This window comes from Micromonospora sp. NPDC002575 (assembly GCF_042889525.1).
Lineage (GTDB): Bacteria > Actinomycetota > Actinomycetes > Mycobacteriales > Micromonosporaceae > Micromonospora > Micromonospora carbonacea.
Map to the genome: position 1 here is coordinate 712,509 of NZ_JBIARA010000001.1, position 21,644 is coordinate 734,152.

The following is a 21,644-nucleotide window of genomic DNA, read 5'->3' on the forward strand; positions in this document are numbered from 1 at the left end:
GTGCGGCGGTGTTGGTCCTTCCATGAGCACGCCGTCGCGCCCCTACCAGCGGAGGTGGGGAATGGGCGACACCGGTCCGGTCGAGGGCAGCAGGGGCGAGCAGATCCAGCAGGCGGAACGGGAAGCCGCCCGACGGCGGATCCTGGCGCAGGCCGAGGCCGAACGGATACCGGCCGAGGAGACCACCCGGGCGGTGCCCGACCGGCGGTGGCGTCGTGAACGGCCTTGAGCTGTTGCCGGTGGGCCGGCGGGTGGCGTACTGGCGGGGGCGGCGGCAGTTGTCGCAGCAGGTGTTCGCCGATCGGCTCGGCAAGTCCAAGAGCTGGGTGGACAAGGTCGAACGGGGCGTCCGATCCCTCGACAGGGTCTCGACCCTGCACGACATCGCCGCCGTGCTGCGGATCGACGCAGCGGTGCTGCTGGGCCGGGACACCCAGCCCGCCGACGTGACCGGGCGGGTCGAGGGCGTCGAGCAGGTCCGGGAGGCCCTGTCGACGTACGACATCGCGGTGGGTCGCTCGGTCAGCAACCGTGCCGTGGTGCCGGCGGATCGACTCGCGCGGGATGCTGCCCACACGTGGGTCAGCTTCCAGTACGCCCGGTACGCGCGGGTGACCGCGATGGTCCCAGAGCTGTTGGCCGGCGCGCAGCGCGCGCACGCCGACGACCCTGAGCAGGCGCGGGCAACGCTGGTGGAGGCGTACCGGGTGACCGCGTCGCTGCTGACGAAGCTGGGCGAGGCCGAGCTTGCCTGGCTGGCCGCCGACCGGGCCATGCTCACCGCCACCGGCGATCCCATCCTGGTGGCCGCCGCCACCGTGCAACTCGGCCAGGCGCTCCGCGCCTACGGGCGGACACAGGCAGCCGTGTCGACGGCCCGGGCCGCCGCGTACCGGATCGCCCCGGCCGACCCCGACGACGCGCAACCGCCGGAGCTGTCGCTGTACGGGACGCTGCTCGTCCAGGCGGCCCTGGCCGCCGCCCGCCACGGCGACGACCGCACCGCCGCCGACCTGATCGACGAGGCCGCCGCCGTGGCCGCTCGTGTCGGCGACGGTCAGGACCACCACCGGACCTCGTTCGGGCCGGCAGCGGTCGACCTGGCCCGGGTCGCCGCCGCCCTCGACCTCGGCAACGCCCACGAAGCGGTCGTCTGGCACAGGAGAGCCACCAAGCGGGTGGGATGGCGGTGGCTACCTGCCGAACACCGCGCCGCGCACCTGCTCGACGCCGCCCGCGCCTACCTCTACACCGACGACCCCACCAACGCGGCGCGGGTCCTGGCCGAGGCCGACCGGACGGCACCGGCCGAGGTACGCCACCGCCCCGCCGCCCGCAACATCGTCGCCCAGGTCGCCCGACACCCACACGCCCCGGCCACCATCATCCAACTCGCCGTCGTCCTCGGGGTGACCTGACCATGACCGCGCCGTTCCTGTCCCTGGCCCAGATCCGCAACCGGCTGGCCCTCACCGCCCGCCAGATCCTCCGCGACCACCAACCCGGCACCGACGGGCGTTGCCCGATCTGCCGGACGTCGGGATGCGCCGTGGCCACCGCCGCCCGCAACGTCATCGACACCGCCGAGGAAGCACAGCAGCGGAGTACAGCAGCCCAGCCAGCCGGTAGCCGGCTCAACCGACCTCGTCCTTCATGATCGCCGCGCACGAGCCGTTGATCAGGGGCTGGCGTGGCCGTGCCGCCAGTACCCGACGAAGGCGATATCGGACTTCGGCACGCCACGTTCGGTGACGAGATGCCTGCGAAGACCAGTGGGCAGCGCCGACTCCCCGGCCGTCCAGGTGTAGTGGGGGCCCGGGGGCAGCGTGGCGTCCCGCACGGTCTGTAGTGCCAGCGTGCCCGGCTTGCGGTCGGGATCGTCGCGGGGCAGCCAGTGCATCGTCGTGCCGGAGGGCACGGTCACCTCGTGCCGGATGTCCTCGCTGGTGGGCACCTCGACGAAGACCTCGGTGGGGAGATCCGGTCCGGCGCTCTCCAGGATCGCGAGGATGGCCGGCAGCGCGCTCTCGTCGCCGACCAGCAGTTGCCAGGTGGCAGAGGGGGTGGGCAGGTAGCAGTAGCCCTCGTCGAGGAAGGCGACCCGGTCGCCGGGCTCGGCCGACAGCGCCCAGGAGGTGCCGGGTGCCACGGGCCCCTGACCGGTCTCCTCGTGTACGGCCACCTCGATGTCGAAGGCGGAGACCTCCGGCCGGAAACGCCGGATCGAGTACATCCGGGTCCGCGGGCGACGCCGGGCCGGCAGGAGTACGTACTGACGCATCCACTTGTCGCTGGTGGGGAGGGTCACCTCGCCCTGGCCCGGCGGGCCGAAGAACAGCCGACCGAACTGGTCGTAACCGGATTGCGTGAGGTGCGCGAAATCGTCCCCGCCGACCGTGATGGAAACGAAGTGCGGACTGATGCGTTTCCGCGCCAGTACGGTCAGCGCCAGCATCCGCCGTTGAACGGGGCGCCGATATTTGCCGATCATCGCCAGTGATACGCCACTCATACCGGCAATCCTGGGCGGGCCCAGGATTGCCGGCCACCGATAGACTGACAGCCGATGCCTGAATCCCGCCAAGATGTGCCGCCTCGCGGCTCGTTCCGGCTGGCGGCCCCCGCCGGCTGGGGGCGGCTCCCGCATGGCTTCGTCCTCGACCGCCACCAGCACCGGGACGGTCTGCTGTTGTGGGCGGCAGCCGGCGCCCTGGCCACCACCACCGAACGCGGGACGTGGGTGGCCCCGGCCAACCGGGTCACGTGGACCCCGCCGGGCTTCGAGCACTCCCATCGCTCCTTCGGCCACACCGACGTCCGGCTCGTCGTGATCCCGCGCGACCTTTGCGGCGACCTGCCCCGGCGTCCCAGCGTGTGCACGGTCACCCCACTGCTGCGCGAGACGTTCCTGGCATTGACCGACCGCCCCGAGACGCGGCCCGGTGCCTACGAGCGGTTGCGGGCGGTCCTGGTCGACGAGTTCGCCGAGACCTCCGAGCCGTCGCTGCACCTGCCGGAGCCGACCGACGACCGGCTGCGCGCAGTGACCGACCGGCTGCACGCCGACCCCGGCCAGAACACCACGCTCGCCGTTCTCGGCCGGGCCGCCGGTGCGAGCGAGCGGACGCTCAGCCGACTGTTCAACACCGAACTGGGCATGAGCTTCCACCGCTGGCGGACCATGCTCCGCGTGCACCACGCGCTGATGCATCTCACCGAGGGCCGGTCCGTCACCGCCACCGCGACGACGTGCGGCTGGTCCAACCCGTCCAGCTTCATCGACGCGTTCACGGAGGTGGTCGGTCAGACACCGGGCCGGTACCAGGCCGATCTCCGGTCCCGGCCCGGTTAGCCGGGCGCTACCCGCCCCACGAGGGCGGGGCCGTCGTGCTGCACAAGGGCGATGTCCTGGTCCTTCTCGACGTGCTCGCCACGGGAGATCCAGCGGAGTGCCTGGCCGATCAGCGGCAGCCGTTCGCCCACCTCGAAGGCGTGCCGGACCTTGATCTGACGCCGGGTCTCCGGCGTGAACAACGGAATCATGTCGACCCCGGCGCGCTGGTACGACTCGATGGGCCGCCGCAGGTGGCCCTCCCACGCCTGCAGGGCCGGGACCACCCGGTCACCGTGGCGCTGCAACATGGTGCCCAGCACGTCGGCTCCGGCGATGGCGGACGACACTCCCATGCCCGAGAAGACGGTCAGGCACCACGCGGCGTCCCCGACGAGCACCACCCGGCCCGTCGACCACCTGCGCATCCGCACCTGTTCGGCCGAGTCGAACAACGGCTGCTCCGCGGCCTCGTACACGTCGAGCGCCGCGCCGAGCAGACGACCGTACTTTTGTGGCCCGAAAGCGGCCCGAAGCCGGTCGACGGGTCGGCCGCTGAACTCGCGGTCGACGTCGTCGGTACGGTAGGAGAAGAAGGCCGACGGCGGGTGATCCTCCATCGGGAAGATCCATAGCGCACGGCCCGGTTCGAGCAGGGTGGCGCCCTCGTGGGGGCCCATGCCGGCGATCGGGTGCGGCAGCAGGCACGCGGCGACCATGTAGCCGAGCGGGTGCAGGAACTGCGCATGCGGGCCGAACGCGAGGCGGCGCACCGTGGATCGCACGCCGTCGGCGCCCACCACGAGATCGAAGCGCTCGGTGCCGGCGACGCCGTCCTGCTCCAGCGTCACGTCGACACCGTCGTCGTCCTGCTCGATCCGGGTCGGTGAGGTCGAGTACCGGATCTCCACATCGTCGGGCAACGCCGAGAACGCGCCCCTCTCCACGTCGCCCCGCAGCATGCACCGGAGCCGGACCGGGAGGTCGGTGAACCCCAGTCCGCGCCGCTTCCCACCGGTGCGGTTCACGACGAAGGTGGCGGTGTCCGCCGCCGCCCGGTCCGGAATGGCGTCCAGGATGCCCAGCCTGCGCGCGGCGTCCTGGCCCGCGCCGAAAACGCCGAGGAAGTAGCCGCCCCCACGGCGGGCCGGCGCCCGTTCCACGATCAGCGGATCCCAGCCGATCGAGCGCAGCCGGATGGCGGTGGAGATGCCGCTGATGCCGAGCCCGACGACCAGGGCCCGCTTTCCCTTGTCAATTGTTGCCATGACCCGAATCGTCGATTCGCCGGCGCATTTCCCACCACCGATAAGCCGACGACGGGTGCAGGAAAGTCGCCAGATTGCGGCCGCACCGCGGCCCCGGCCAACCGACGCGAGCCGCTCAGTACGCGTACGTCACCGAGATGGTGACGTTGGGGCAGGAGTTCGCCCAGCTCGTCAGGGCGTTCTTCTCGGCCGTGTCGACGGTGAGCCGCCAGCGGGTCTTGGTGGCCACCCACTCGTTGACGTAGCGGCAGCGGGCGGAGCTGTACGACGGCATCCAGGTGGCCGGGTCCTGGTCGCCCTTGGACTGGTTGACGTTGTCGGTGACCGCGACCAGCGGGCGGGAGTCGCCCAGGTCGTTGGCGTACGCCTGGCGACGGCTGGTGGACCAGTTGCGCGCCCCGGAGTCCCACGCCTCGGCGAGCGGCACCATGTGGTCGATGTCGACGTCGCCGGTGGCGGTCCAGTAGGCGTTGTCGTAGTAGGAGTACCAGCGCCCGCCGGAGAGGGTGCAGGTGCCGCTGATCGTGGGCGCGGTGACCGCCTCGGCGAGCAGCACCTCGTTGCGGGTGTTGCAGCCGTCGCCGTCGGCGTCGATCCAGTGCGGGAAGAGGTCCCGGCTGTAGCCGGTGCGGATCTCGGTGGCCACCGGCAGGGCCGCGACGGCGGTCTGCAGGGGCGCGGAGTAGCTGGCGGCCCAGGCGGGGTCGGCCAGGCCGATGGTGGCGGCGAGGGCGGCGGCGAGGGTGATCGCGGCGGCGCGCGGCGTGCGGTTCATGGTGCTCCGTCCGGGTAGGCGGGATGCATCGTCTCCCATGTATATAGACAGAGGCGACATTCCCACAACCAGGACCCGCAGGTGAACGCTTCACGAACCCTCACCCGAGGCGGCTCCGCCGCGCCTCAGGCAAGCAGGTCGAGCACCCAGTGCCGGGTCCGGAAGACCTGTCCCCGAAACGGCGTCTCCCGCTCCCCGAGCAGGGCGAACCCGAGCGACCGGCAGAGGCCGTTCGAGGCTGCGTTGTCGACTCCTGGGAAGGCGTGCACCGGAGACCAGCCGCCCGCCCGCCGGGCCTCGTCGAGCAGCATCCGGACCGCCCGCCCGGCCACGCCCCGCCCCTGGTGTTCGGGCAGCACCATCCAGCCGATCTCGGCGGCGGGCGCACCGTCGATCGCGTGCCGGTGGAGGGTCACCGTGCCGGCGACGCCCGTCGGATCGGCCGGGTCGGGCACGATCATCTTGATCAGGCCGGCACCGCGCGCCACCAGGTCCAGGTCGTGCCGGAGCTGGCCGGCCACGGACTCCGCCGGCATCGGCCCGCCGAGGTCGGCCATCATCACTGGGTCGCAGCGCATCCGGCGGTACGCCTCGACGTCACCGGCGTCGACGTCCCGGAGCAGCACGCGTACGCCTCAGTCGTTCAGCTCGGTGCGCCGGATCTCCGCGAACGCGGCGGCCAGCAGGCCGTCGAGCGGCCGGTCCGGCGCAGTCGGAAGCCCTTCCGACGCGCGCGCGGCCAGCAGGTCGGCGAGGAGCAGCGGCGCGTGCCGGGCCAGCGCGGCCGGGTCGGGCGGGGTGGGGTCGTCGTCCGGGTCGTACACGCCGAGCGCGCCGGCCAGCAGCACCAGCACCACGTGGGGGTCGACGTCGGGCCGCCAGCTCGCCGCGCCCCGCACGCACGATTCCAGCACCTGCCGGACGTCGTCGCCGTCCAGCCCGTCGGGGTGGGTGTCCTCCAGCAGCAGGCGGACCACCGCGCCGAGGACCAGGCCGGACCGGTCCGCCCCGGCGAGCCGGTCGGCCGCCTCGTCGTACGCCTCGGTGTCCCGGGCGCGGGCGGCGGCCACGGCGTCGGTGGCCGCCCGGGCGATCTCGCGGGCCGGCGCGGGCAGGTGTCCCCAGGTCGTCGTCATCGCCCCCAGGATGGCAGACCCACCCGGCGTACGGCGCGCCGAGCCCGGCCCCGGCGTGGGCCACCGTTCAAGGTCACGCTCGATACGGGATCGAGTGGCCTCCGGGCCGGACCGAGACCACTCGATCCGCGATCGAGCGCGATCATGGCGGGCGGCGCGGGCCCGCGCAGCGCCGGGAGGGTCTGCCGCTGGCGGCCGGCTCCCCCCTCATGAGAGCCGGCCGACCAACGGACAGCGTCAGCAGTTGGTGTAGCTGCCGCTGCTCCCCCACGAGCAGGAGTCGATGAGCTTGCCCGCCGTGTCGCGCACGTACGCGGTGTCGCCGGTGTTGTTCCAGATGTACGCGCCCGATCCCCAGTACCGGTGGGTCGAGGTGTTGGTGCCCTTGCCGGTGTGGATGGTGACGCTGGCCCCGGCGGCGAGCTTGAAGTCGCTGGTGAACTTGTAGATGTGGCTCGACTTGTCGCGCAGCGTCCACGACTTGAGGTTGACGGTCGTGGTCTTGCGGTTGGTCAGCTTCACGTACTCGGCGTTCAGGCTGCTGTTCGACCGGTCGTCGGTGCCCGGCGAGTTGTAGTACGCCTTGGTGATCTGGATCGCCGGGGTGGCGGCCTGCGCGGGCGCGGCCAGGGTGAGCGAGCTACCGACGGTGACGGCGAGAGCGACGGCGATGCCGGTCAGCCTCTTCTTCAACACGATCCCCCACATGTTGACGGCCGGACCTCGATGGGTGCCGGCGCGGAACGTGAGCAGAGGCTATCGGCGTCAGGCGACCACTGTGGACGGTTTGGGGCCCGCGTCGGCAACTACGCCCGCGGGGCCCACCGATCACGGCCGAAGGCACCGCCGGCCCGCGCGAACGGTGCCGAAGCGCCGCGCGAACGGCGGGACGGCGCGGGGCGAACGGCGGCGGGCCGGGACGCGAACGGCGGCGGCGACACCCCGGACGGGCGGGCGGCCCTCACCCGGCGAGCGTGGCCGCCACCAGCGCGTCGACGGCGGCGCGGTCCCACCGGCCGGCCACCCCGGGCCGGGCAGCAAGGTAGCCGGCGATGCGCGCCGGCGCCCAGCCGTGCGCCTCGCGCAGGCCGGCGGCGAGCATCGCGAGGTACCCGGGGGCGGGCGCGGTCCACTCGACGTCCGCCGCCTGCCACGGCGCGGTGAAGGTCAGCATCGGCACGCCGTCGCGGAGCCCGGTGCACAGCAGCGTCTCGTACCGGCCGGGGCCGAGGGTGGCCCGGCCGTGGGCGATGGCGGCCCCGATCAAATCGAGGTCGCCGCCGGGCTCCCGGTACATCTCCTGCGCGGCGACGTCGGCGAACTGTTCCCGGGTGAGCAGCCAGGCCCGCGCCGCCGCCGTGCCGGGCAGCGCCGGATCGTAGAAGGCCATCCCGCCGGTCCAGGCCCGGGACTCCCCGGCGAAGTAGATGCCGCCGGGCACCAGCACCGCCGCCGACCGGCAGGGCGGCCGGCAGTCCCGACATCCGGGGTACGTCCGCAGCCCGCCCGGCGGCCGTCCCCCGCCCAGATACCAGCCGAGCCGGTCGGCGTGCATGTTCGAGCCGTACGCGACGTACCAGAGAAGTTCGCGCACGTCAGTACGCGCCGGTGCGGGCCGCCGCGTGGCTGACCTGCACGGTGTGAGTGGCGCAGCCGCCGTCGGCGACGAGGTGCAGCAGGAAGGCGGTGGGTTCGAGGGCGTATCCCATCTCGTCGCCCTCGTCGAGGGTGAGCGACGACTGCCGCCAGGTGCTCGGCGCGGTGGTCAGCACCGTGCCGGCGAAGCCGACCGTGACGGGGCGGTGCACGTGCCCGGCGAGGACCCGGACGACGTGCGGGTGGGCGGCCACCACCGTGGCCAGGTCGTCGCCGTCGAGCAGGCGCATGCCGTCGAGGTAGGGCAGGCCCACCGGGACGGGCGGGTGGTGCAGGCAGACGACGGCGGGCAGCTCGGGCCGGCGGGCGAGCGTCTCGTCGAGCCAGGCGAGCTGCTCGGGGCCGAGCCGGCCGGCCGGCTCGCCGGGGCTGAGGGAGTCGAGGACGACGATGGTCGCGTCGGGCTGCTCGACGGCGTAGTGGGCCTGGTAGCCGCCGCCGAGGTGCGGGGTGCCGCCGAAGATGTCGAGCAGCGACTCGCGGTCGTCGTGGTTGCCGGCGACGAGGTGCACCGGCACCGGGAACCGGGCGATCAGGTCGCGCAGCGCGACGTACTCCTCGGGGCTGCCGTGCTCGGCGAGGTCCCCGGTGATGACGACGTGGCCGGGCCGGGGGCGCAGGCCGAGGACCCGGCCGAGCGCCCGGTGCAGCGCGGCGGCGGGCTCGGCGGCGAGCGGACCGGTGGTGAGGTGGGTGTCGCTGAGCTGGGCGATGAGCATCCGCGTGCCTCCAGGTCGACCGGTGCCCTCAGGCTAGCGCCGCCGCGCGCCGCCCACGGCCCGCGTCCACACCCCGCGTCCACAGCCTGTGGATAGCACATGTGTACGAAGCTAAATGATCTTGGCGACAGCTCGCTGAGCTGCGGTGAGTACGCTTGGTCGGGCCCCTTCCCTCCCCTGTCAGGAACCACGTGCGCGTAGATCACCACCGGGTCGTCCGGGACGTCACGGTCCGCCTGCCGATGGCGTCGACCGCCGTCGAGGCGTGCCAGTGGACCGTCACCGCGCTGGCCCGGTACGCGCCGGCCACCATCTCCGTGCTGCTCCAGGTGCGCGACCGGCTGCGCTGCGTCGCCGCCACCGGCGCGTGGCAGGTCTTCGCCACCGTCCCGCCGAAGGCCGGCGTCGTCGGCCGGGTGTACGCCGCCGGCGAGCCCGCCACCGTCGAGGACGTGGCCGCCGACCCCGACTACCTCCCGGTACGCCCCGACGTGACCGCCGAGGTCTGCGTGCCGGTGCTCGACCCGGCGGGCCGGCCCATCGGGGTCCTCGACCTCCAGTGGTCCGGCCCGGTCGAGCTGGGCCCGTGGCGGGAGACCGCCGAACGCGTCGCCGCCCGGCTCGGCGCCCGGATCACCGCCCTGGGCGGCCCGCCCGCCGAGACCCGCAGCGAGAAGCTGTTGCGCCACGCCGCCGCGCTGACCGCCGCCCCCACCGAGTGGGACCTGATGACGGCCGCCATCTGCGCGGCCCGGGAGGTCTCCACCCTCTCCGCGGCCGTGCTCCTGCTGGCCGGCGGGACGGGCCCCCGGCTGGGCGCGCCCACCGGGGCCCCGGGCGAGCTGGAGTCCCGCATCCGGGCCGAGCTGACCGAGGCGGGCGGGCCGGCCCTGCACCGGATGGTGGCCCGCGCCCACCGGCACGGCGTCGGCTACACCCTCGGCGAGGCGGGGCACCCGCCCACGGAGGAGTACCGGCCGCTCGCCGACGCCGGGGTGCGCACCCTGGTGGCGGTGCCCGTCGGGCCGCCCGACGGCGGCGGGGTGCTGCTGGTCGCCGACGAGCGGCTGCTGCGGCCCGACCCGACCACGGTCAACCTGATGGAGCTGCTCGCCGGGCAGGCGTGGACGTGCCTGGACCGGCTGCGCACGCTGGCCCGGCTGCGCGAGCAGGCCAGCTCCGACCCGCTGACCGGGCTGCCGCACACCGGGCCGTTCGGGCAGCGCATCGCGCGGGCCACCCCGGGGCGTACGGCGCTGCTGGCCATCGACGTGGACGGCTTCAAGGCGGTCAACGACACGTACGGCCACCAGGCCGGGGACCGGCTGCTGGTGGGGCTGGCCCGGGCGCTGGAGGCGGCGCTGCGCCAGGGCGACGAGCTGTACCGGATCGGCGGGGACGAGTTCGTCGCCGTGATCGAGGTGAACCGCCCCGAGGAGGCCGTGCGCATCGCCGAGCGGCTGGCCGAGGCGGCGCGGGGCACCGGCCGCACGATCAGCGTCGGTGTCGCCCTGCCCCGGCCCGGCGAGTCGTCCGAGCAGACCCTGCGCCGCGCCGACCAGGCCCTCTACGCGGTCAAGCGCCAGGGGCGCGACGGTGTCCGGCTGGCCGCCGCCTGAGCGGTCCCACCGCGACTGAGCCCGTGGCCGCCGCCTGAGCGGTCCCAGAGGCCGCACACGGCGTCAGCGGACGGTCAGCTCCTTGGCCAGCAGCTCGCCGATCTGGGCCGTGTTGAGGGCCGCGCCCTTGCGCAGGTTGTCGCCGGTGACGAACAGGTCGAGGGCGCGCGGGTCGTCGACGGCGCGGCGGATGCGGCCGACCCAGGACGGGTCGGTGCCCACGGCGTCGATCGGCATCGGGAACTCCCCCGCGGCCGGATCGTCGACCAGGATCACGCCGGGGGCGTTGCGCAGGGCCTCCCGGGCGCCCTCCGCGTCGACCTCGGTGGCGAAGACGGCGTGCACGGCCACGGAGTGGCCGGTGACCACGGGCACCCGTACGCAGGTCGCGGAGACCTTCAGGTCGGGCAGCCCGAGGATCTTGCGCGACTCGTTGCGCATCTTCAGCTCCTCGGACGACCACCCGCCGTCGGCGAGCGAGCCGGCCCAGGGCACCACGTTGAGCGCCAGCGGGGCGGGGAACGGCCCCAGCTCGTCGCCGACCGCCTGCCGCACGTCGCCGGGGCGGGAGCCGAGCACCCGGTCCCCGGCGATCTTGCCGAGCTGGAGGTGCAGGGCGTCCACCCCGGCCTGCCCCGCCCCGGAGACCGCCTGGTAGGACGCCAGGACCAGCTCGCGCAGCCCGTATTCGCGGTGCAGCGGGGCGATCGCCACGATCATCGCGAGGGTGGTGCAGTTGGCGTTGGCGACGATCCCCCTCGGCCGGTTGCGCACCTGCTCGGGGTTGATCTCGGGGACGACGAGCGGGACGTCGCGGTCCATCCGGAACGCGCCGGAGTTGTCGACCGCCACCGCACCCCGGGACACCGCGACCGGGGCCCACTCGGCGGAGACCTCGTCGGGCACGTCGAACATGGCCACGTCGACGCCGTCGAACGCCTGCGGGGTGAGCGCCCCGACGGTCAGCTCCTCGCCCCGGCAGCGCACCCGCCGCCCCACCGACCGCTCGGAGGCGATCAGCCGGATCTCGCCCCACACGTCGCGCCGCGACGACAGCAGCTCGCACATGACGGTGCCGACGGCACCGGTCGCCCCGACCACGGCGAGGGTGGGCCGCGCCGGCACGGCGTTACCGCCCGGTCCCCGCGTACACGATGGCCTCGGTGTCGCCGCCCAGCTCGAAGGCGTCGTGGATGGCCCGGACGGCCTTGTCGAGGTCGGTGTCCCGGCAGACCACGGAGACCCGGATCTCGGAGGTGGAGATCATCTCGATGTTGACGCCGGCCGCGCCGAGGGCGGCGAAGAAGCCGGCCGCGACGCCCGGGTGCGACCGCATCCCCGCGCCGATGAGGGAGACCTTGCCGACGTGGTCGTCGTAGAGCAGGCCCTTGAACTTGACCGGCTCCTGGATCTTGCTGAGCGCGGCCATGGCGGTCGGGCCGTCGGTCTTCGGCAGCGTGAACGAGATGTCCGTGCGGCCGGTGCCCTCGGTGGACACGTTCTGCACGATCATGTCGATGTTGATCTCGGCGCTGGCGACGGTGTCGAAGATCCGCGCGGCGGCGCCCGGCTCGTCCGGCACCCCGACGATCGTGATCTTCGCCTCGCTGCGGTCGTGGGCGACGCCGGTGATCAGTGCCTGTTCCACAGCAAGGTCCTCCATCGATCCGGTGACCATCGTGCCGGTGTTGGTCGAGTATGACGAGCGGACGTGGATCGGCAGCCCCGCGCGCCGCGCGTACTCGACGCTGCGCAGGTGCAGCACCTTCGCGCCGCAGGCGGCCAGCTCCAGCATCTCCTCGTAGGTGACGTGGCGGATGTGCCGGGCGTTCGGCACGATCCGGGGGTCGGCGGTGAAGATGCCGTCGACGTCGGTGTAGATCTCGCAGACGTCGGCGTGCAGCGCGGCGGCGAGCGCCACGGCCGTGGTGTCCGAGCCGCCCCGGCCCAGCGTGGTGACGTCCTTGGTGTCCTGGGAGACGCCCTGGAAGCCGGCGACGATGACCACCGCGCCCTCGTCGAGCGCGCCCTTGAGCCGCCCGGGGGTGACGTCGATGATCCGCGCCTTGCCGTGCACGGAGGTGGTGATCACGCCGGCCTGCGAGCCGGTGAACGAGCGGGCTTCGTACCCCAGGTTGTGGATGGCCATGGCGAGCAGCGCCATGGAGATCCGCTCCCCGGCGGTAAGCAGCATGTCCAACTCGCGGCCCGGCGGCAGCGGACTCACCTGGTTGGCCAGGTCGAGCAGCTCGTCGGTGGTGTCGCCCATGGCGGAGACCACCACGACCACGTCGTCGCCGGCCTTGCGGGCGGCGACGATGCGCTCGGCCACCCGCTTGATCCGCTCGGCGTTGGCGACGGAGGATCCGCCGTACTTCTGCACCACGAGTGCCACGACGGTGCACTCCCTCCCCGCGTCCTTCGAGCGTGTCGCACCGCCGGCAACCAGCCGGTGGCACCTTGTCAGACCCCATCAGGGTATCCGGCGGCCCGGAAGGCCGGGTCAGGTGATCCCACCATCCGGCCCGCCCGGCCGGCCCGGCCGCGCCCGTCCCGGCTCACCGAGGAGTACGCGACACGCGGGCCGAACGGCGTCGGCGGGGTCACGGGCGCGGCCCGCGCACCGCAGAATGACCCGGTGCACGCCCACCTCCGCGCGGGCCGGCGTCCGACCGGCGTCCCCAGGCCCACTCCGCCGGCCCGACGCCTGACCGGCGTCGCGGCGCTCGCCCTCCTGCCGGCCCTGCTCGCCGCCTGCGCCGACGATCCGGCTCCCGCGCCGGCCCCGCCGACGCCCACCGACCCCGCGCCCGCCGCCGCCGACGCCGCCCGGGACGAGCTGGCCGCCCTGGCCGCGGCGGCCCAGGACCGCAGCTTCACCGCCCGCTACACCCTCGCCGACGGCACCGGTTCCGACCGCTCGATCGTGGTGACCAGCGCCGTCGACGGCACCTGGCGGGTGGACGTGCCGGGCGGGGCGCTGGGCGGCACGGCGGACGTGTCGCTCGCCGCCACCGCCGACGGGCTCTACCAGTGCGGCCTGCCGTCGGCCGGCCGGCCGGAGCCGGCGAGCTGCGTACGCCTCGGCGACCCGATGGACGCCGTCCCCCACCGGCTGGACCCCCGGGTGCAGCACCCGTTCACCGACTGGCTGGAGGTGCTCACCGACCGGCGGGCCCCGCTCGCGGTCTCCCCGGCCCGGCCGCCGCAGGGGGCGACCGGGTCCTGCTACTCGGTCGACACCACCTCGGCCTCGCTGAACGCCCCGCTGGACGTCGGCATCTACTGCTACGCCCCGGACGGCACCCCGACGGCCGTGCGGACCACCGGCGGCACGCTCGTCCTGGCCGGGCCGGCCGGCCCGGGGCCCGCGACGGTGCAGCTCGCCGGCCCGGTCACCGACGGCGAGCCGCTCGGCGTCGCCGCACCGGAGCCCTCGCCGGAACTGTCGTCGGAGCCGTCGTCGGAGCTGGCCCCCTCGGGCACGGCAACGCCCTGAGCGTCGGTCCGTTACGGGTGGCTCCGGCCACATTTGTCCACCCCGCGCCGTTGGGCAGAAAGTCCGATACGGGATGCTTTTCCCCATGGCTGACCTGACCCCGCTGCTCGCGTTCCGCTGGAGTCCCCGGGCGTTCGACCCCGCCGCCACGCTGACCGCCGACGAGGCGGCCTCGCTGCTGGAGGCGGCCCGCTGGGCGCCCTCGGCGGGCAACGGCCAGCCCTGGCGGTTCGCCCTCGGCCATCGGGACGACGAGACCTGGAAGCGCATCCTGGTCAACCTCCCCTCCGACGACCAGCCGTGGGCCCGGCACGCCGCCGCCCTGCTGCTCGGCGCCCACCTCACCGCCGCCGACGAGGCCGTCACCGGCGCCCGCGAGGCCGTCACCGGCACGGCGTACGACCTGGGGCAGGCGGTGGCCCACCTGACCGTGCAGGCCACCGCGCTCGGGCTCTACGTGCGCCAGCTCGCCGGCTTCGACCGCGCCGGGCTCGCCGCCGACCTGGACCTGCCGGCCGGCGTCCGCCCGCTGGTGGTGGTGGCGGTGGGCCGGCTCGGCGACCCGTCCAGCCTGCCCGCCGCACTGCGCGAGCAGGAGACCGGCCTGCGCCGGCGTCGACCCGTGGCCGACCTGCTGCTGCGCTGAGCTGGGACGGGCACCGGTCGCCGCGGCCCGGGTGGCGTCGCCTTCGAGCAGCAGGAATGCACGCCTGCTGCGACGGCCGTCTCAATCTGCGGACCGGCCTTCCCACCCCCCGTCCCATCACGTAGGGTCACTCTGTCATGTGGCGGGCGTACCTTCTCCTTGGTCGCCGCGACGGGGCCTGACCGGCCGGCACCTCGTCGCGGAGTCGAAGCGCGCCGTCCAGCAGATCCGAACCTCCCGTCGGCGCCCCGCGCCGGCCCCGGCACCGTCGCCGCACCGGCCCAACCGCCGCTGCCGCACCGTCGCCGGCCTTCCGATTGCTGACGCCACCTGACTCAGGGGGAACACTCCGCCATGGCTCAACCCGACACCGACACCGACGCTGATCCCTTCGCCCGGCAGCGCCCCAGCCGGATGCCGTACCACCGCTACCAGCCCTACCAGCAGCAGTTCCGGATCGACCTGCCCGACCGCACCTGGCCGACCCGGCACGTCGAGGCCGCGCCCCGCTGGTGCGCCGTGGACCTGCGCGACGGCAACCAGGCCCTGATCGACCCGATGTCCCCCGAGCGCAAGCGCCGGATGTTCCAGCTGCTGGTGCAGATGGGCTACAAGGAGATCGAGGTCGGCTTCCCGTCGGCCAGCCAGACCGACTACGACTTCGTCCGGCAGCTCATCGAGCAGGACCTGATCCCCGACGACGTGACCATCCAGGTGCTCACCCAGTGCCGGGAGCACCTGATCGACCGGACGTTCGAGTCGCTGCGCGGCGCGAAGCGGGCGATCGTGCACTTCTACAACTCGACCTCCACGCTCCAGCGTCGGGTGGTCTTCGGCCTGGACCGCGCCGGCATCACCGACATCGCCACCAGCGGCGCGCGCCTCTGCCAGAAGTACGCGGAGATCCACACCCCCGACACGGAGATCTACTACGAGTACTCCCCGGAGTCGTACACGGGCACCGAGCTGGAGTACGCGCTCCAGGTCTGCTCGGCGGTGATCGACGTGATCGACCCGACCCCGGACCGCAAGCTGATCATCAACCTGCCGGCGACCGTCGAGATGGCCACCCCCAACGTGTACGCCGACTCGATCGAGTGGATGCACCGCCGCCTGCCCCGCCGCGACAGCCTGGTGCTCAGCCTGCACCCGCACAACGACCGGGGCACCGGCGTGGCCGCCGCCGAGCTGGGCCTGCTGGCCGGCGCGGACCGCATCGAGGGCTGCCTGTTCGGCAACGGCGAGCGCACCGGCAACGTCGACCTGGTGACGCTGGGGCTCAACCTGTTCTCCCAGGGCATCGACCCGATGATCGACTTCTCGAACATCGACGAGGTCAAGCGGGCCGTCGAATACTGCAACCAGCTCCCGGTGCACGAGCGCCACCCGTACGCGGGCGACCTGGTCTACACCGCCTTCTCCGGCTCCCACCAGGACGCCATCAAGAAGGGCTTCGACGCCCTGCACGCCGACGCGGCGGCGGCCGGGGTGCCGGTCGACGACTTCGCCTGGGCCGTGCCCTACCTGCCGGTCGACCCGAAGGACCTGGGCCGCACCTACGAGGCCGTCATCCGGGTCAACTCGCAGTCCGGCAAGGGCGGCGTCGCGTACATCATGAAGAGCGAGCACCAGCTCGACCTGCCCCGCCGCCTGCAGATCGAGTTCTCCGGCGTGGTCCAGCAGGTCACCGACCACGGCGGCGGCGAGGTCGACCCCGGCACCATGTGGGACATCTTCGCCGGGCACTACCTGGTCGACCACCAGAGCGACCCGGCGCTGACGCTGGCCGGCTACGCCATCGGCACCGTCGACGGCAAGGTCGAGATCGAGGCCCGGGTCGGCGTCGGCGGGGCGGACGCCCGGCCGCTGACCGCCGTCGGCAACGGCCCCATCGACGCGTACGTCAACGCGCTGGAGGCGGTGGGCGTGGCGGTACGGGTGCTCGACTACCACGAGCACGCGCTCTCCTCCGGCGGCGACGCGCAGGCCGCCGCGTACGTCGAGTGCGAGGTGGACGGTCGCACCGTGTGGGGCGTCGGGGTCGACGCGAACATCGTCACCGCCTCCGTGAAGGCGGTCACCAGCGCCGTCAACCGCGCCCGCGCCTGAGGTGCAAGGAAGGGCCCCCTGTTAACGCTTTCTGCATAGCAGGGGGCCCTTCTTAACGAGCGCTGCCGCTCACCGGGGGCGATGGATCAGCAGGCCGGCCATCGCCGCGCCCGCCAGCAGCCCGCCCGCGCACCAGAGCATCGCCCCCCGGAACGCGTCGGTCAGGGCCGCAGCGTGCTCGTACCCGGTGCCGCTCAGCCCGACCAGCAGCGGCAACGCGGCCACCGCGAGCAGGCCGCCGGCCCGGGACGCGGCGTTGTTGAACCCGCTTGCCACCCCGGCGAACCGGTCCGCGACGGCGGCCAGCACCGAGGCGGTCAGCGGGGCCACCACGAGGGTGAGGCCGAGGCCGAAGAGGGCCACCCCGGGCAACACGTCCGTCCAGTACGACGCGCCCGGCCGCACCCCGCGCAGCAGCAGCAGGCCGAGCGCGGCCACGACCGGCCCGATGGTCAGCGGCAGGCGGGGGCCGATCCGGGCCGACAGCGCGCCGGCCCGCGACGAGCCGACCAGCAGCAGCACCGTCATCGGCACGGTGGCCAGCCCGGTGAGCATGGCCGACCAGCCGACGACGTTCTGCAGGTAGACGGCGAGGAAGAACGTGAACCCGCCGAGCGCCGCGTACACCACCACCGTGAAGACGTTCAGCACCGAGAAGAGCCGGCTGGTGAACAGGCCGGTCGGCAGCATCGCGGCGTCCCCCCGGCGGCGTTCCAGCAGCACGAACGCCACGGCGGCGAGCACGCCGACCAGCACCGACGCCAGCACCGGCAGCGAGGTCACCCCGCGGGCCGGTGCGTCGATCAGGGCGTACGTCACGCCACCGAGGCCGAGCGCGCCGAGCAGCGCGCCGGCCACGTCGAACCGTCGCCGGCCCGATCCGGTACGGGAGGCGTCGACGTCGCGGCTCTCCGGCGCCCAGCGCAGCGCGGCGAGCACCACCGGCACGGCCAGCGGCAGGTTGATGAAGAAGATCCACCGCCAGGACAGGGCGTCGATCAGCCAGCCGCCGACGAACGGGCCGAGCGCGGTGGAGACCCCGGCCAGCCCGGACCAGGTGCCGATGGCCCGGCCCCGGTCGTCGGGGTGGAAGCTGGCCTGGAGCACCGACAGCGAGCCGGGGGTGAGCAGCGCGCCCCCGGCGCCCTGGAGGAACCGGGCCGCGATCAGCCAGCCGGTGCCCTGGGCCAGGCCGCACAGCGCGGAGGCGACGGCGAACCAGACCACCCCGAGGAGGAAGACCCGCCGCCGCCCGAAGCGGTCGCCGAGCGCGCCGCCGAGCAGCACGAACGCGGCCAGCATCAACAGGTAGCCGTTGAGGGTCCACTGGAGACCGGCCACGGTCGCGCCGAGGTCCGCGCCGAGGCGGGGCAGCGCGACGTTGACCACCGTGCTGTCCAGGAACACCATGCCGGAGGCGAGGATGGCGGCGAGCAGGGTGCCCCGGCCGGCGGGGGTGCCCATCCGGAGCGCGGGCGCGGGCGCGTGGGGCGGTGTGGGTGCGGTCACGGGTACCAGTGTTCCTCCGGCCGATTTGCCGGACGCCACGAATCATGGAAACGGTGCCGGGGTACTGTGCGCAATCGCCGGGAGCCCGCAAGCTGGAGAGGTGTCGTCTGTGCGTACCAGATCAGGACGTCGCGCGGCCGTGGTCGCCGCGCTTGCCGTGGCGCTGGCCGTCGCGACCGCCGGCTGCGAGGTGGTCGACGAGCCGGAGGCCGCGCCGAGCAGCGGCGGAGGCAACGTCGGGCAGATGCTCGACCAGCTCACCGTGGCCAGCGCCGCGTCCATGAAGGGCTACAGCCGCAACCGCTTCCCGCACTGGCGGGACACCGGCAAGAACTGCGACGTACGCGACAGCGTGCTGAAACGGGACGGCAAGGACATCCGGTTCTCCGGCTGCAACGTGGTCGCGGGCCGCTGGGAGAGCGTGTACGACGGGCGGACGTTCACCGACCCCTCCGACGTGGACATCGACCACACGGTCCCGCTGGCCAACGCGTGGCGCTCGGGTGCCGACGAGTGGGACGACGCCAAGCGGGGCGACTTCGCCAACGATCTCACGAGACCGCAGCTCATCGCCGTGTCCGCCTCCTCCAACCGGTCCAAGGGTGACCAGGATCCGTCGCAGTGGAAGCCGGCGAACCGGTCGTACTGGTGCCAGTACGCCGAGGACTGGGTGACGGTCAAGCACTACTGGCGGCTGACGGTGACCAGTGCCGAGAAGGCCGCCCTGTCCGACATGTTGGGGGGCTGCACATGGGCGAGCAAGCCGTGACGGGGGAGGCCGGGGCGGCACCGGCCCCGCAGCCGGACGCGGGCGCCGCCCCGCAGCCGAACGCGAGCGCTTCCCCGGGGCCGGACGCGGGCACTGCCCCGCAGCCGGACGCGGGCGCTGCCGGGAGCGGGGCGGCGAGCCGCACGGCCGACATCGTGCCGGGCCCGGGCGGCGTGATGACCGACGAGGTCGGCGTGGTGACCGGCGAGCTGACCCTGCGCACCGAGTACGCGGACGGCCAGGTTGCCCTGCGCGTGCAGTACCGGGAGGCCGACGAGTGGTACGCCGTCACCGGCGGGCGGGCCCCGCTGGCCGACCCGGCCGGGCTGGACGCCGTACACACGATCGCCGTCGGCCTGCTCGACCGCCCGGAGGGCTAACCGGCCGCAGTCGTTAAAAAGGGCCCCCTGCTATACAGAAAGCGTTAACAGGGGGCCCTTCCTTGCACCTCAGACGTAGGAGCCTGGTTCGGTGGGGGCCGAGACGACCGCCGGGTCCTCGCCCTCGCCCTCGGGCCGGACGAGCTGGGCGCTCACCTTGTGCGGGCGCAGTTCGCCGCTGGCGATCCGCTCCGCGAAGTGGCAGGCGACCCGGCTGCCGCCGATCTCCCGCAGCGCCGGCCGCTCGTCGGCGCAGCGGGTCGGCTGGGCCCACGGGCAGCGGGTGTGGAACCGGCAGCCCGACGGCGGGTTGGCCGGCGAGGGCAGGTCACCGGCGAGCAGGATGCGTTCCCGCCGGTCCTCCACGTCCGGGTCCGGCACGGGCACCGCCGACATGAGCGCCCGCGTGTACGGGTGCAGCGGCTCGCTGTAGAGCCGGTCGCTCGGCGCCTCCTCGACCAGCGCGCCCAGGTACATGACGCCGACGACGTCGGAGATGTGCTTGACCACGGCGAGGTCGTGCGCGATCACCAGGTACGTCAGGCCGAGGTCGTCCTGGAGCTCGTCGAGCAGGTTCACCACCTGGGCCTGGATGGAGACGTCCAGGGCGGAGACCGGCTCGTCGGCGACGATCAGCTCGGGGCCGAGCACGAGGGCCCGGGCGATGCCGATGCGCTGCCGCTGGCCGCCGGAGAACTCGTGCGGATAGCGGGACAGCGCCCACCGGGGCAGCCCGACGGCGTCGAGGGTCTCGCCGATGATCCGCCGCCGGTCGTCCCGGTCGGTGCCGATGCCGTGGGTCTGTAGCCCCTCGGTCAGGATCGACTCGACGTTCTGCCGGGGGTCGAGGCTCGACATCGGATCCTGGAAGATCATCTGCATCCGGCGGCGCATGCCGCGCAGCTTCCCCGCCGAAAGGGTGGTCAGCTCGACGCCGTCGAAGCGGACCTCGCCGCCGGTGGGCGGGGTGAGCTGGAGCAGCGCCCGGCCGAGCGTGGACTTGCCGCAGCCGGACTCGCCGACCAGCCCGTACGTCTTGCCGCGCGGGATGCTCAGGTCGACGCCGTCGACGGCCTTGACGTGGCCGACGACCCGGTCGAGGATCAGCCCCCGCTTGATCGGGAAGTGCACCTTCAGGTCGCGCACCTCGACGAGGATGTCGCTCTCGGTCACGGCTTCTCCTCCTCGCGCGGTGCGGGCACCGGGCCGCCGGTCGCGCCGGCGCCGGTCGCCGCCGGGGGCAGCGTGCCGGGGACCGGGGCCGGGTTGACGCACCGGTAGCTGCGGCCGTCGTAGGTCAGCGTCAGCTCCGGCGGCGCATCCACGCACTCGTCGACGCGGCGGGTGCAGCGCGGGGCGAAGGCGCAGCCGTCCGGCCAGGCCAGCACGTCCCGCACGGAGCCGGGGATGGGGTTGAGCCGTTCGCCGCGCCCGGCGTCCAGGCGCGGCACCGACCCGAGCAACCCCACGGTGTACGGGTGCCGCGGCTCGCGGAACAGCGGGCGGCGGCGGGCCGTCTCCACCACCCGGCCGGCGTACAGCACGTTGATCGTGTCGCACATGCCGGCGACCACCCCGAGGTCGTGGGTGATCATCACGAGCGCGGTGCCGGAGTCCCGCACCAGTTCCTTGAGCAGTTCCAGGATCTGCGCCTGGATGGTGACGTCGAGCGCGGTCGTCGGCTCGTCGGCGATGAGCAGCCGGGGCCGGCAGGCCACCGCCATGGCGATCAGGGCGCGCTGCCGCATGCCGCCGGAGAGCTGGTGCGGGTATTCCTTGAGCCTGCGGCGCGGGTCGGGGATGCCGACCCGGTCGAGCAGGTCGGCGGCCTCCTTCTGGGCCGCCTCGCCCTTCATCCCCCGGTGCCGGGTGAGCACCTCGGTCACCTGGAGCCCGATCGGGATCACCGGGTTCAGCGAGGAGAGCGGGTCCTGGAAGATCATGGCGACGTCCCGGCCCCGGATGTCGCGCCGGGCCCGGTCGTCGAGCTGGAGCAGGTCCGTGCCGTCGAAGACGGCCTTGCCGCCGACCCGCAGGCCGGGCTGCTTCGGCAGCAGACCCATGATCGCCAGCGAGGTGACGCTCTTGCCGCAGCCGGACTCGCCGACGAGGCCGACCACCTCGCCCGCGTCGACGGAGAAGGAGACCCCGTCGACGGCGTGCACGGTGCGCTGGCCGCGCCGGGCGAAGGTGACGGAGAGGTCGTCCACTTCGAGCAGTGCCATTAT

At 73.5% G+C, this 21,644-nt stretch carries 23 protein-coding genes; 10 read left to right on the plus strand and 13 right to left on the minus strand.

The window, feature by feature from the left end:
• Window positions 1-22 precede the first annotated feature (22 nt).
• From ACFYWL_RS03240 to ACFYWL_RS03250, 3 genes are read left to right on the plus strand one after another with little or no spacing between them, the layout of a single operon-like run.
• Window positions 23-229, plus strand: a complete 207-nt coding sequence (locus tag ACFYWL_RS03240) for a hypothetical protein (RefSeq protein ID WP_386966520.1) — start codon at window positions 23-25, stop codon at window positions 227-229.
• The gene (locus ACFYWL_RS03245; RefSeq protein ID WP_386966522.1) at window positions 216-1,418 is read left to right on the plus strand and encodes a helix-turn-helix domain-containing protein; all 1,203 of its coding nucleotides are present in this window, start codon (window positions 216-218) and stop codon (window positions 1,416-1,418) included. The genes ACFYWL_RS03240 and ACFYWL_RS03245 overlap by 14 nt, the downstream gene beginning before the upstream one ends.
• A gap of 2 nt (window positions 1,419-1,420) precedes the next feature.
• On the plus strand, window positions 1,421-1,657 hold the full coding sequence (locus ACFYWL_RS03250; protein ID WP_386966525.1) for a hypothetical protein: 237 nt from the start codon (window positions 1,421-1,423) through the stop codon (window positions 1,655-1,657).
• 21 nt (window positions 1,658-1,678) lie between these two features.
• On the opposite strand, the gene ACFYWL_RS03255 is transcribed toward ACFYWL_RS03250, so the two are convergent.
• Window positions 1,679-2,512 carry a siderophore-interacting protein gene (locus ACFYWL_RS03255; protein ID WP_386966528.1) on the minus strand — a complete coding sequence of 278 codons (834 nt, stop codon included), beginning with the start codon at window positions 2,510-2,512 and terminating at the stop codon, window positions 1,679-1,681.
• A 54-nt stretch (window positions 2,513-2,566) separates the two neighbouring features.
• Between ACFYWL_RS03255 and ACFYWL_RS03260 the strand changes: the two genes are divergently transcribed.
• On the plus strand, window positions 2,567-3,352 hold the full coding sequence (locus ACFYWL_RS03260) for a helix-turn-helix domain-containing protein (RefSeq protein ID WP_386966531.1): 786 nt from the start codon (window positions 2,567-2,569) through the stop codon (window positions 3,350-3,352).
• Here ACFYWL_RS03260 and ACFYWL_RS03265 read toward each other — a convergent pair.
• From ACFYWL_RS03265 to ACFYWL_RS03295, 7 genes are all read right to left on the minus strand, one after another.
• A complete protein-coding gene (locus ACFYWL_RS03265; RefSeq protein ID WP_386966534.1) occupies window positions 3,349-4,599 on the minus strand; it encodes an FAD-dependent monooxygenase in 1,251 nt (416 codons plus the stop codon). The genes ACFYWL_RS03260 and ACFYWL_RS03265 overlap by 4 nt on opposite strands.
• A gap of 115 nt (window positions 4,600-4,714) precedes the next feature.
• A complete protein-coding gene (locus ACFYWL_RS03270) occupies window positions 4,715-5,374 on the minus strand; it encodes an HNH endonuclease family protein (protein ID WP_386966537.1) in 660 nt (219 codons plus the stop codon).
• Window positions 5,375-5,499: 125 nt separating this feature from the next.
• Entirely contained in the window at window positions 5,500-6,000 is a 501-nt protein-coding gene (locus ACFYWL_RS03275; RefSeq protein ID WP_386966540.1) for a GNAT family N-acetyltransferase, read from the minus strand.
• A gap of 9 nt (window positions 6,001-6,009) precedes the next feature.
• Window positions 6,010-6,510: a hypothetical protein gene (locus tag ACFYWL_RS03280; protein ID WP_386966542.1), complete on the minus strand. Its 501-nt coding sequence runs from the start codon at window positions 6,508-6,510 to the stop codon at window positions 6,010-6,012.
• A gap of 237 nt (window positions 6,511-6,747) precedes the next feature.
• The gene (locus tag ACFYWL_RS03285; protein ID WP_386966545.1) at window positions 6,748-7,206 is read right to left on the minus strand and encodes a lamin tail domain-containing protein; all 459 of its coding nucleotides are present in this window, start codon (window positions 7,204-7,206) and stop codon (window positions 6,748-6,750) included.
• A gap of 265 nt (window positions 7,207-7,471) precedes the next feature.
• Window positions 7,472-8,104 (minus strand): histone deacetylase, encoded by a 633-nt coding sequence (locus ACFYWL_RS03290; protein ID WP_386966547.1) that lies wholly within the window; start codon window positions 8,102-8,104, stop codon window positions 7,472-7,474.
• Between the two features lies 1 nt (window position 8,105).
• The gene (locus ACFYWL_RS03295) at window positions 8,106-8,885 is read right to left on the minus strand and encodes a phosphodiesterase (RefSeq protein WP_386966550.1); all 780 of its coding nucleotides are present in this window, start codon (window positions 8,883-8,885) and stop codon (window positions 8,106-8,108) included.
• 242 nt (window positions 8,886-9,127) lie between these two features.
• Here ACFYWL_RS03295 and ACFYWL_RS03300 point away from each other — a divergent pair, with 242 nt between their 5' ends.
• Window positions 9,128-10,504, plus strand: a complete 1,377-nt coding sequence (locus ACFYWL_RS03300; protein ID WP_386966774.1) for a diguanylate cyclase — start codon at window positions 9,128-9,130, stop codon at window positions 10,502-10,504.
• Window positions 10,505-10,567: 63 nt separating this feature from the next.
• On the opposite strand, the gene ACFYWL_RS03305 is transcribed toward ACFYWL_RS03300, so the two are convergent.
• Both ACFYWL_RS03305 and ACFYWL_RS03310 read right to left on the minus strand, forming a co-directional pair.
• Window positions 10,568-11,629 carry an aspartate-semialdehyde dehydrogenase gene (locus tag ACFYWL_RS03305; protein ID WP_386966552.1) on the minus strand — a complete coding sequence of 354 codons (1,062 nt, stop codon included), beginning with the start codon at window positions 11,627-11,629 and terminating at the stop codon, window positions 10,568-10,570.
• 4 nt (window positions 11,630-11,633) lie between these two features.
• Window positions 11,634-12,899, minus strand: coding sequence for an aspartate kinase (locus ACFYWL_RS03310; RefSeq protein ID WP_077937963.1), 1,266 nt, complete (start codon window positions 12,897-12,899; stop codon window positions 11,634-11,636).
• A gap of 243 nt (window positions 12,900-13,142) precedes the next feature.
• Here ACFYWL_RS03310 and ACFYWL_RS03315 point away from each other — a divergent pair, with 243 nt between their 5' ends.
• The 3 genes from ACFYWL_RS03315 to leuA all read left to right on the plus strand — a co-directional run bounded on the left by ACFYWL_RS03315 (window position 13,143) and on the right by leuA (window position 16,758).
• Window positions 13,143-14,003 (plus strand): hypothetical protein, encoded by an 861-nt coding sequence (locus ACFYWL_RS03315; RefSeq protein WP_386966556.1) that lies wholly within the window; start codon window positions 13,143-13,145, stop codon window positions 14,001-14,003.
• Window positions 14,004-14,088: 85 nt separating this feature from the next.
• Window positions 14,089-14,649, plus strand: coding sequence for a nitroreductase family protein (locus ACFYWL_RS03320; protein WP_386966559.1), 561 nt, complete (start codon window positions 14,089-14,091; stop codon window positions 14,647-14,649).
• A 354-nt stretch (window positions 14,650-15,003) separates the two neighbouring features.
• Window positions 15,004-16,758 (plus strand): 2-isopropylmalate synthase, encoded by a 1,755-nt coding sequence (leuA, locus tag ACFYWL_RS03325; RefSeq protein WP_386966562.1) that lies wholly within the window; start codon window positions 15,004-15,006, stop codon window positions 16,756-16,758.
• 69 nt (window positions 16,759-16,827) lie between these two features.
• On the opposite strand, the gene ACFYWL_RS03330 is transcribed toward leuA, so the two are convergent.
• The gene (locus ACFYWL_RS03330; protein WP_386966777.1) at window positions 16,828-18,222 is read right to left on the minus strand and encodes an MFS transporter; all 1,395 of its coding nucleotides are present in this window, start codon (window positions 18,220-18,222) and stop codon (window positions 16,828-16,830) included.
• 154 nt (window positions 18,223-18,376) lie between these two features.
• Here ACFYWL_RS03330 and ACFYWL_RS03335 point away from each other — a divergent pair, with 154 nt between their 5' ends.
• Together ACFYWL_RS03335 and ACFYWL_RS03340 are read left to right on the plus strand one after the other, a co-directional pair.
• Window positions 18,377-19,036 carry an HNH endonuclease family protein gene (locus ACFYWL_RS03335; RefSeq protein ID WP_386966564.1) on the plus strand — a complete coding sequence of 220 codons (660 nt, stop codon included), beginning with the start codon at window positions 18,377-18,379 and terminating at the stop codon, window positions 19,034-19,036.
• A complete protein-coding gene (locus ACFYWL_RS03340; protein ID WP_386966566.1) occupies window positions 19,018-19,416 on the plus strand; it encodes a hypothetical protein in 399 nt (132 codons plus the stop codon). Before ACFYWL_RS03335 ends, ACFYWL_RS03340 begins: the two co-directional genes overlap by 19 nt.
• 69 nt (window positions 19,417-19,485) lie before the next feature.
• Here ACFYWL_RS03340 and ACFYWL_RS03345 read toward each other — a convergent pair whose 3' ends face one another.
• On the minus strand, window positions 19,486-20,589 hold the full coding sequence (locus ACFYWL_RS03345; RefSeq protein WP_386966569.1) for an ABC transporter ATP-binding protein: 1,104 nt from the start codon (window positions 20,587-20,589) through the stop codon (window positions 19,486-19,488).
• On the minus strand, window positions 20,586-21,641 hold the full coding sequence (locus ACFYWL_RS03350; protein WP_386966571.1) for an ABC transporter ATP-binding protein: 1,056 nt from the start codon (window positions 21,639-21,641) through the stop codon (window positions 20,586-20,588). The genes ACFYWL_RS03345 and ACFYWL_RS03350 overlap by 4 nt, the downstream gene beginning before the upstream one ends.
• Window positions 21,642-21,644 lie beyond the last annotated feature (3 nt).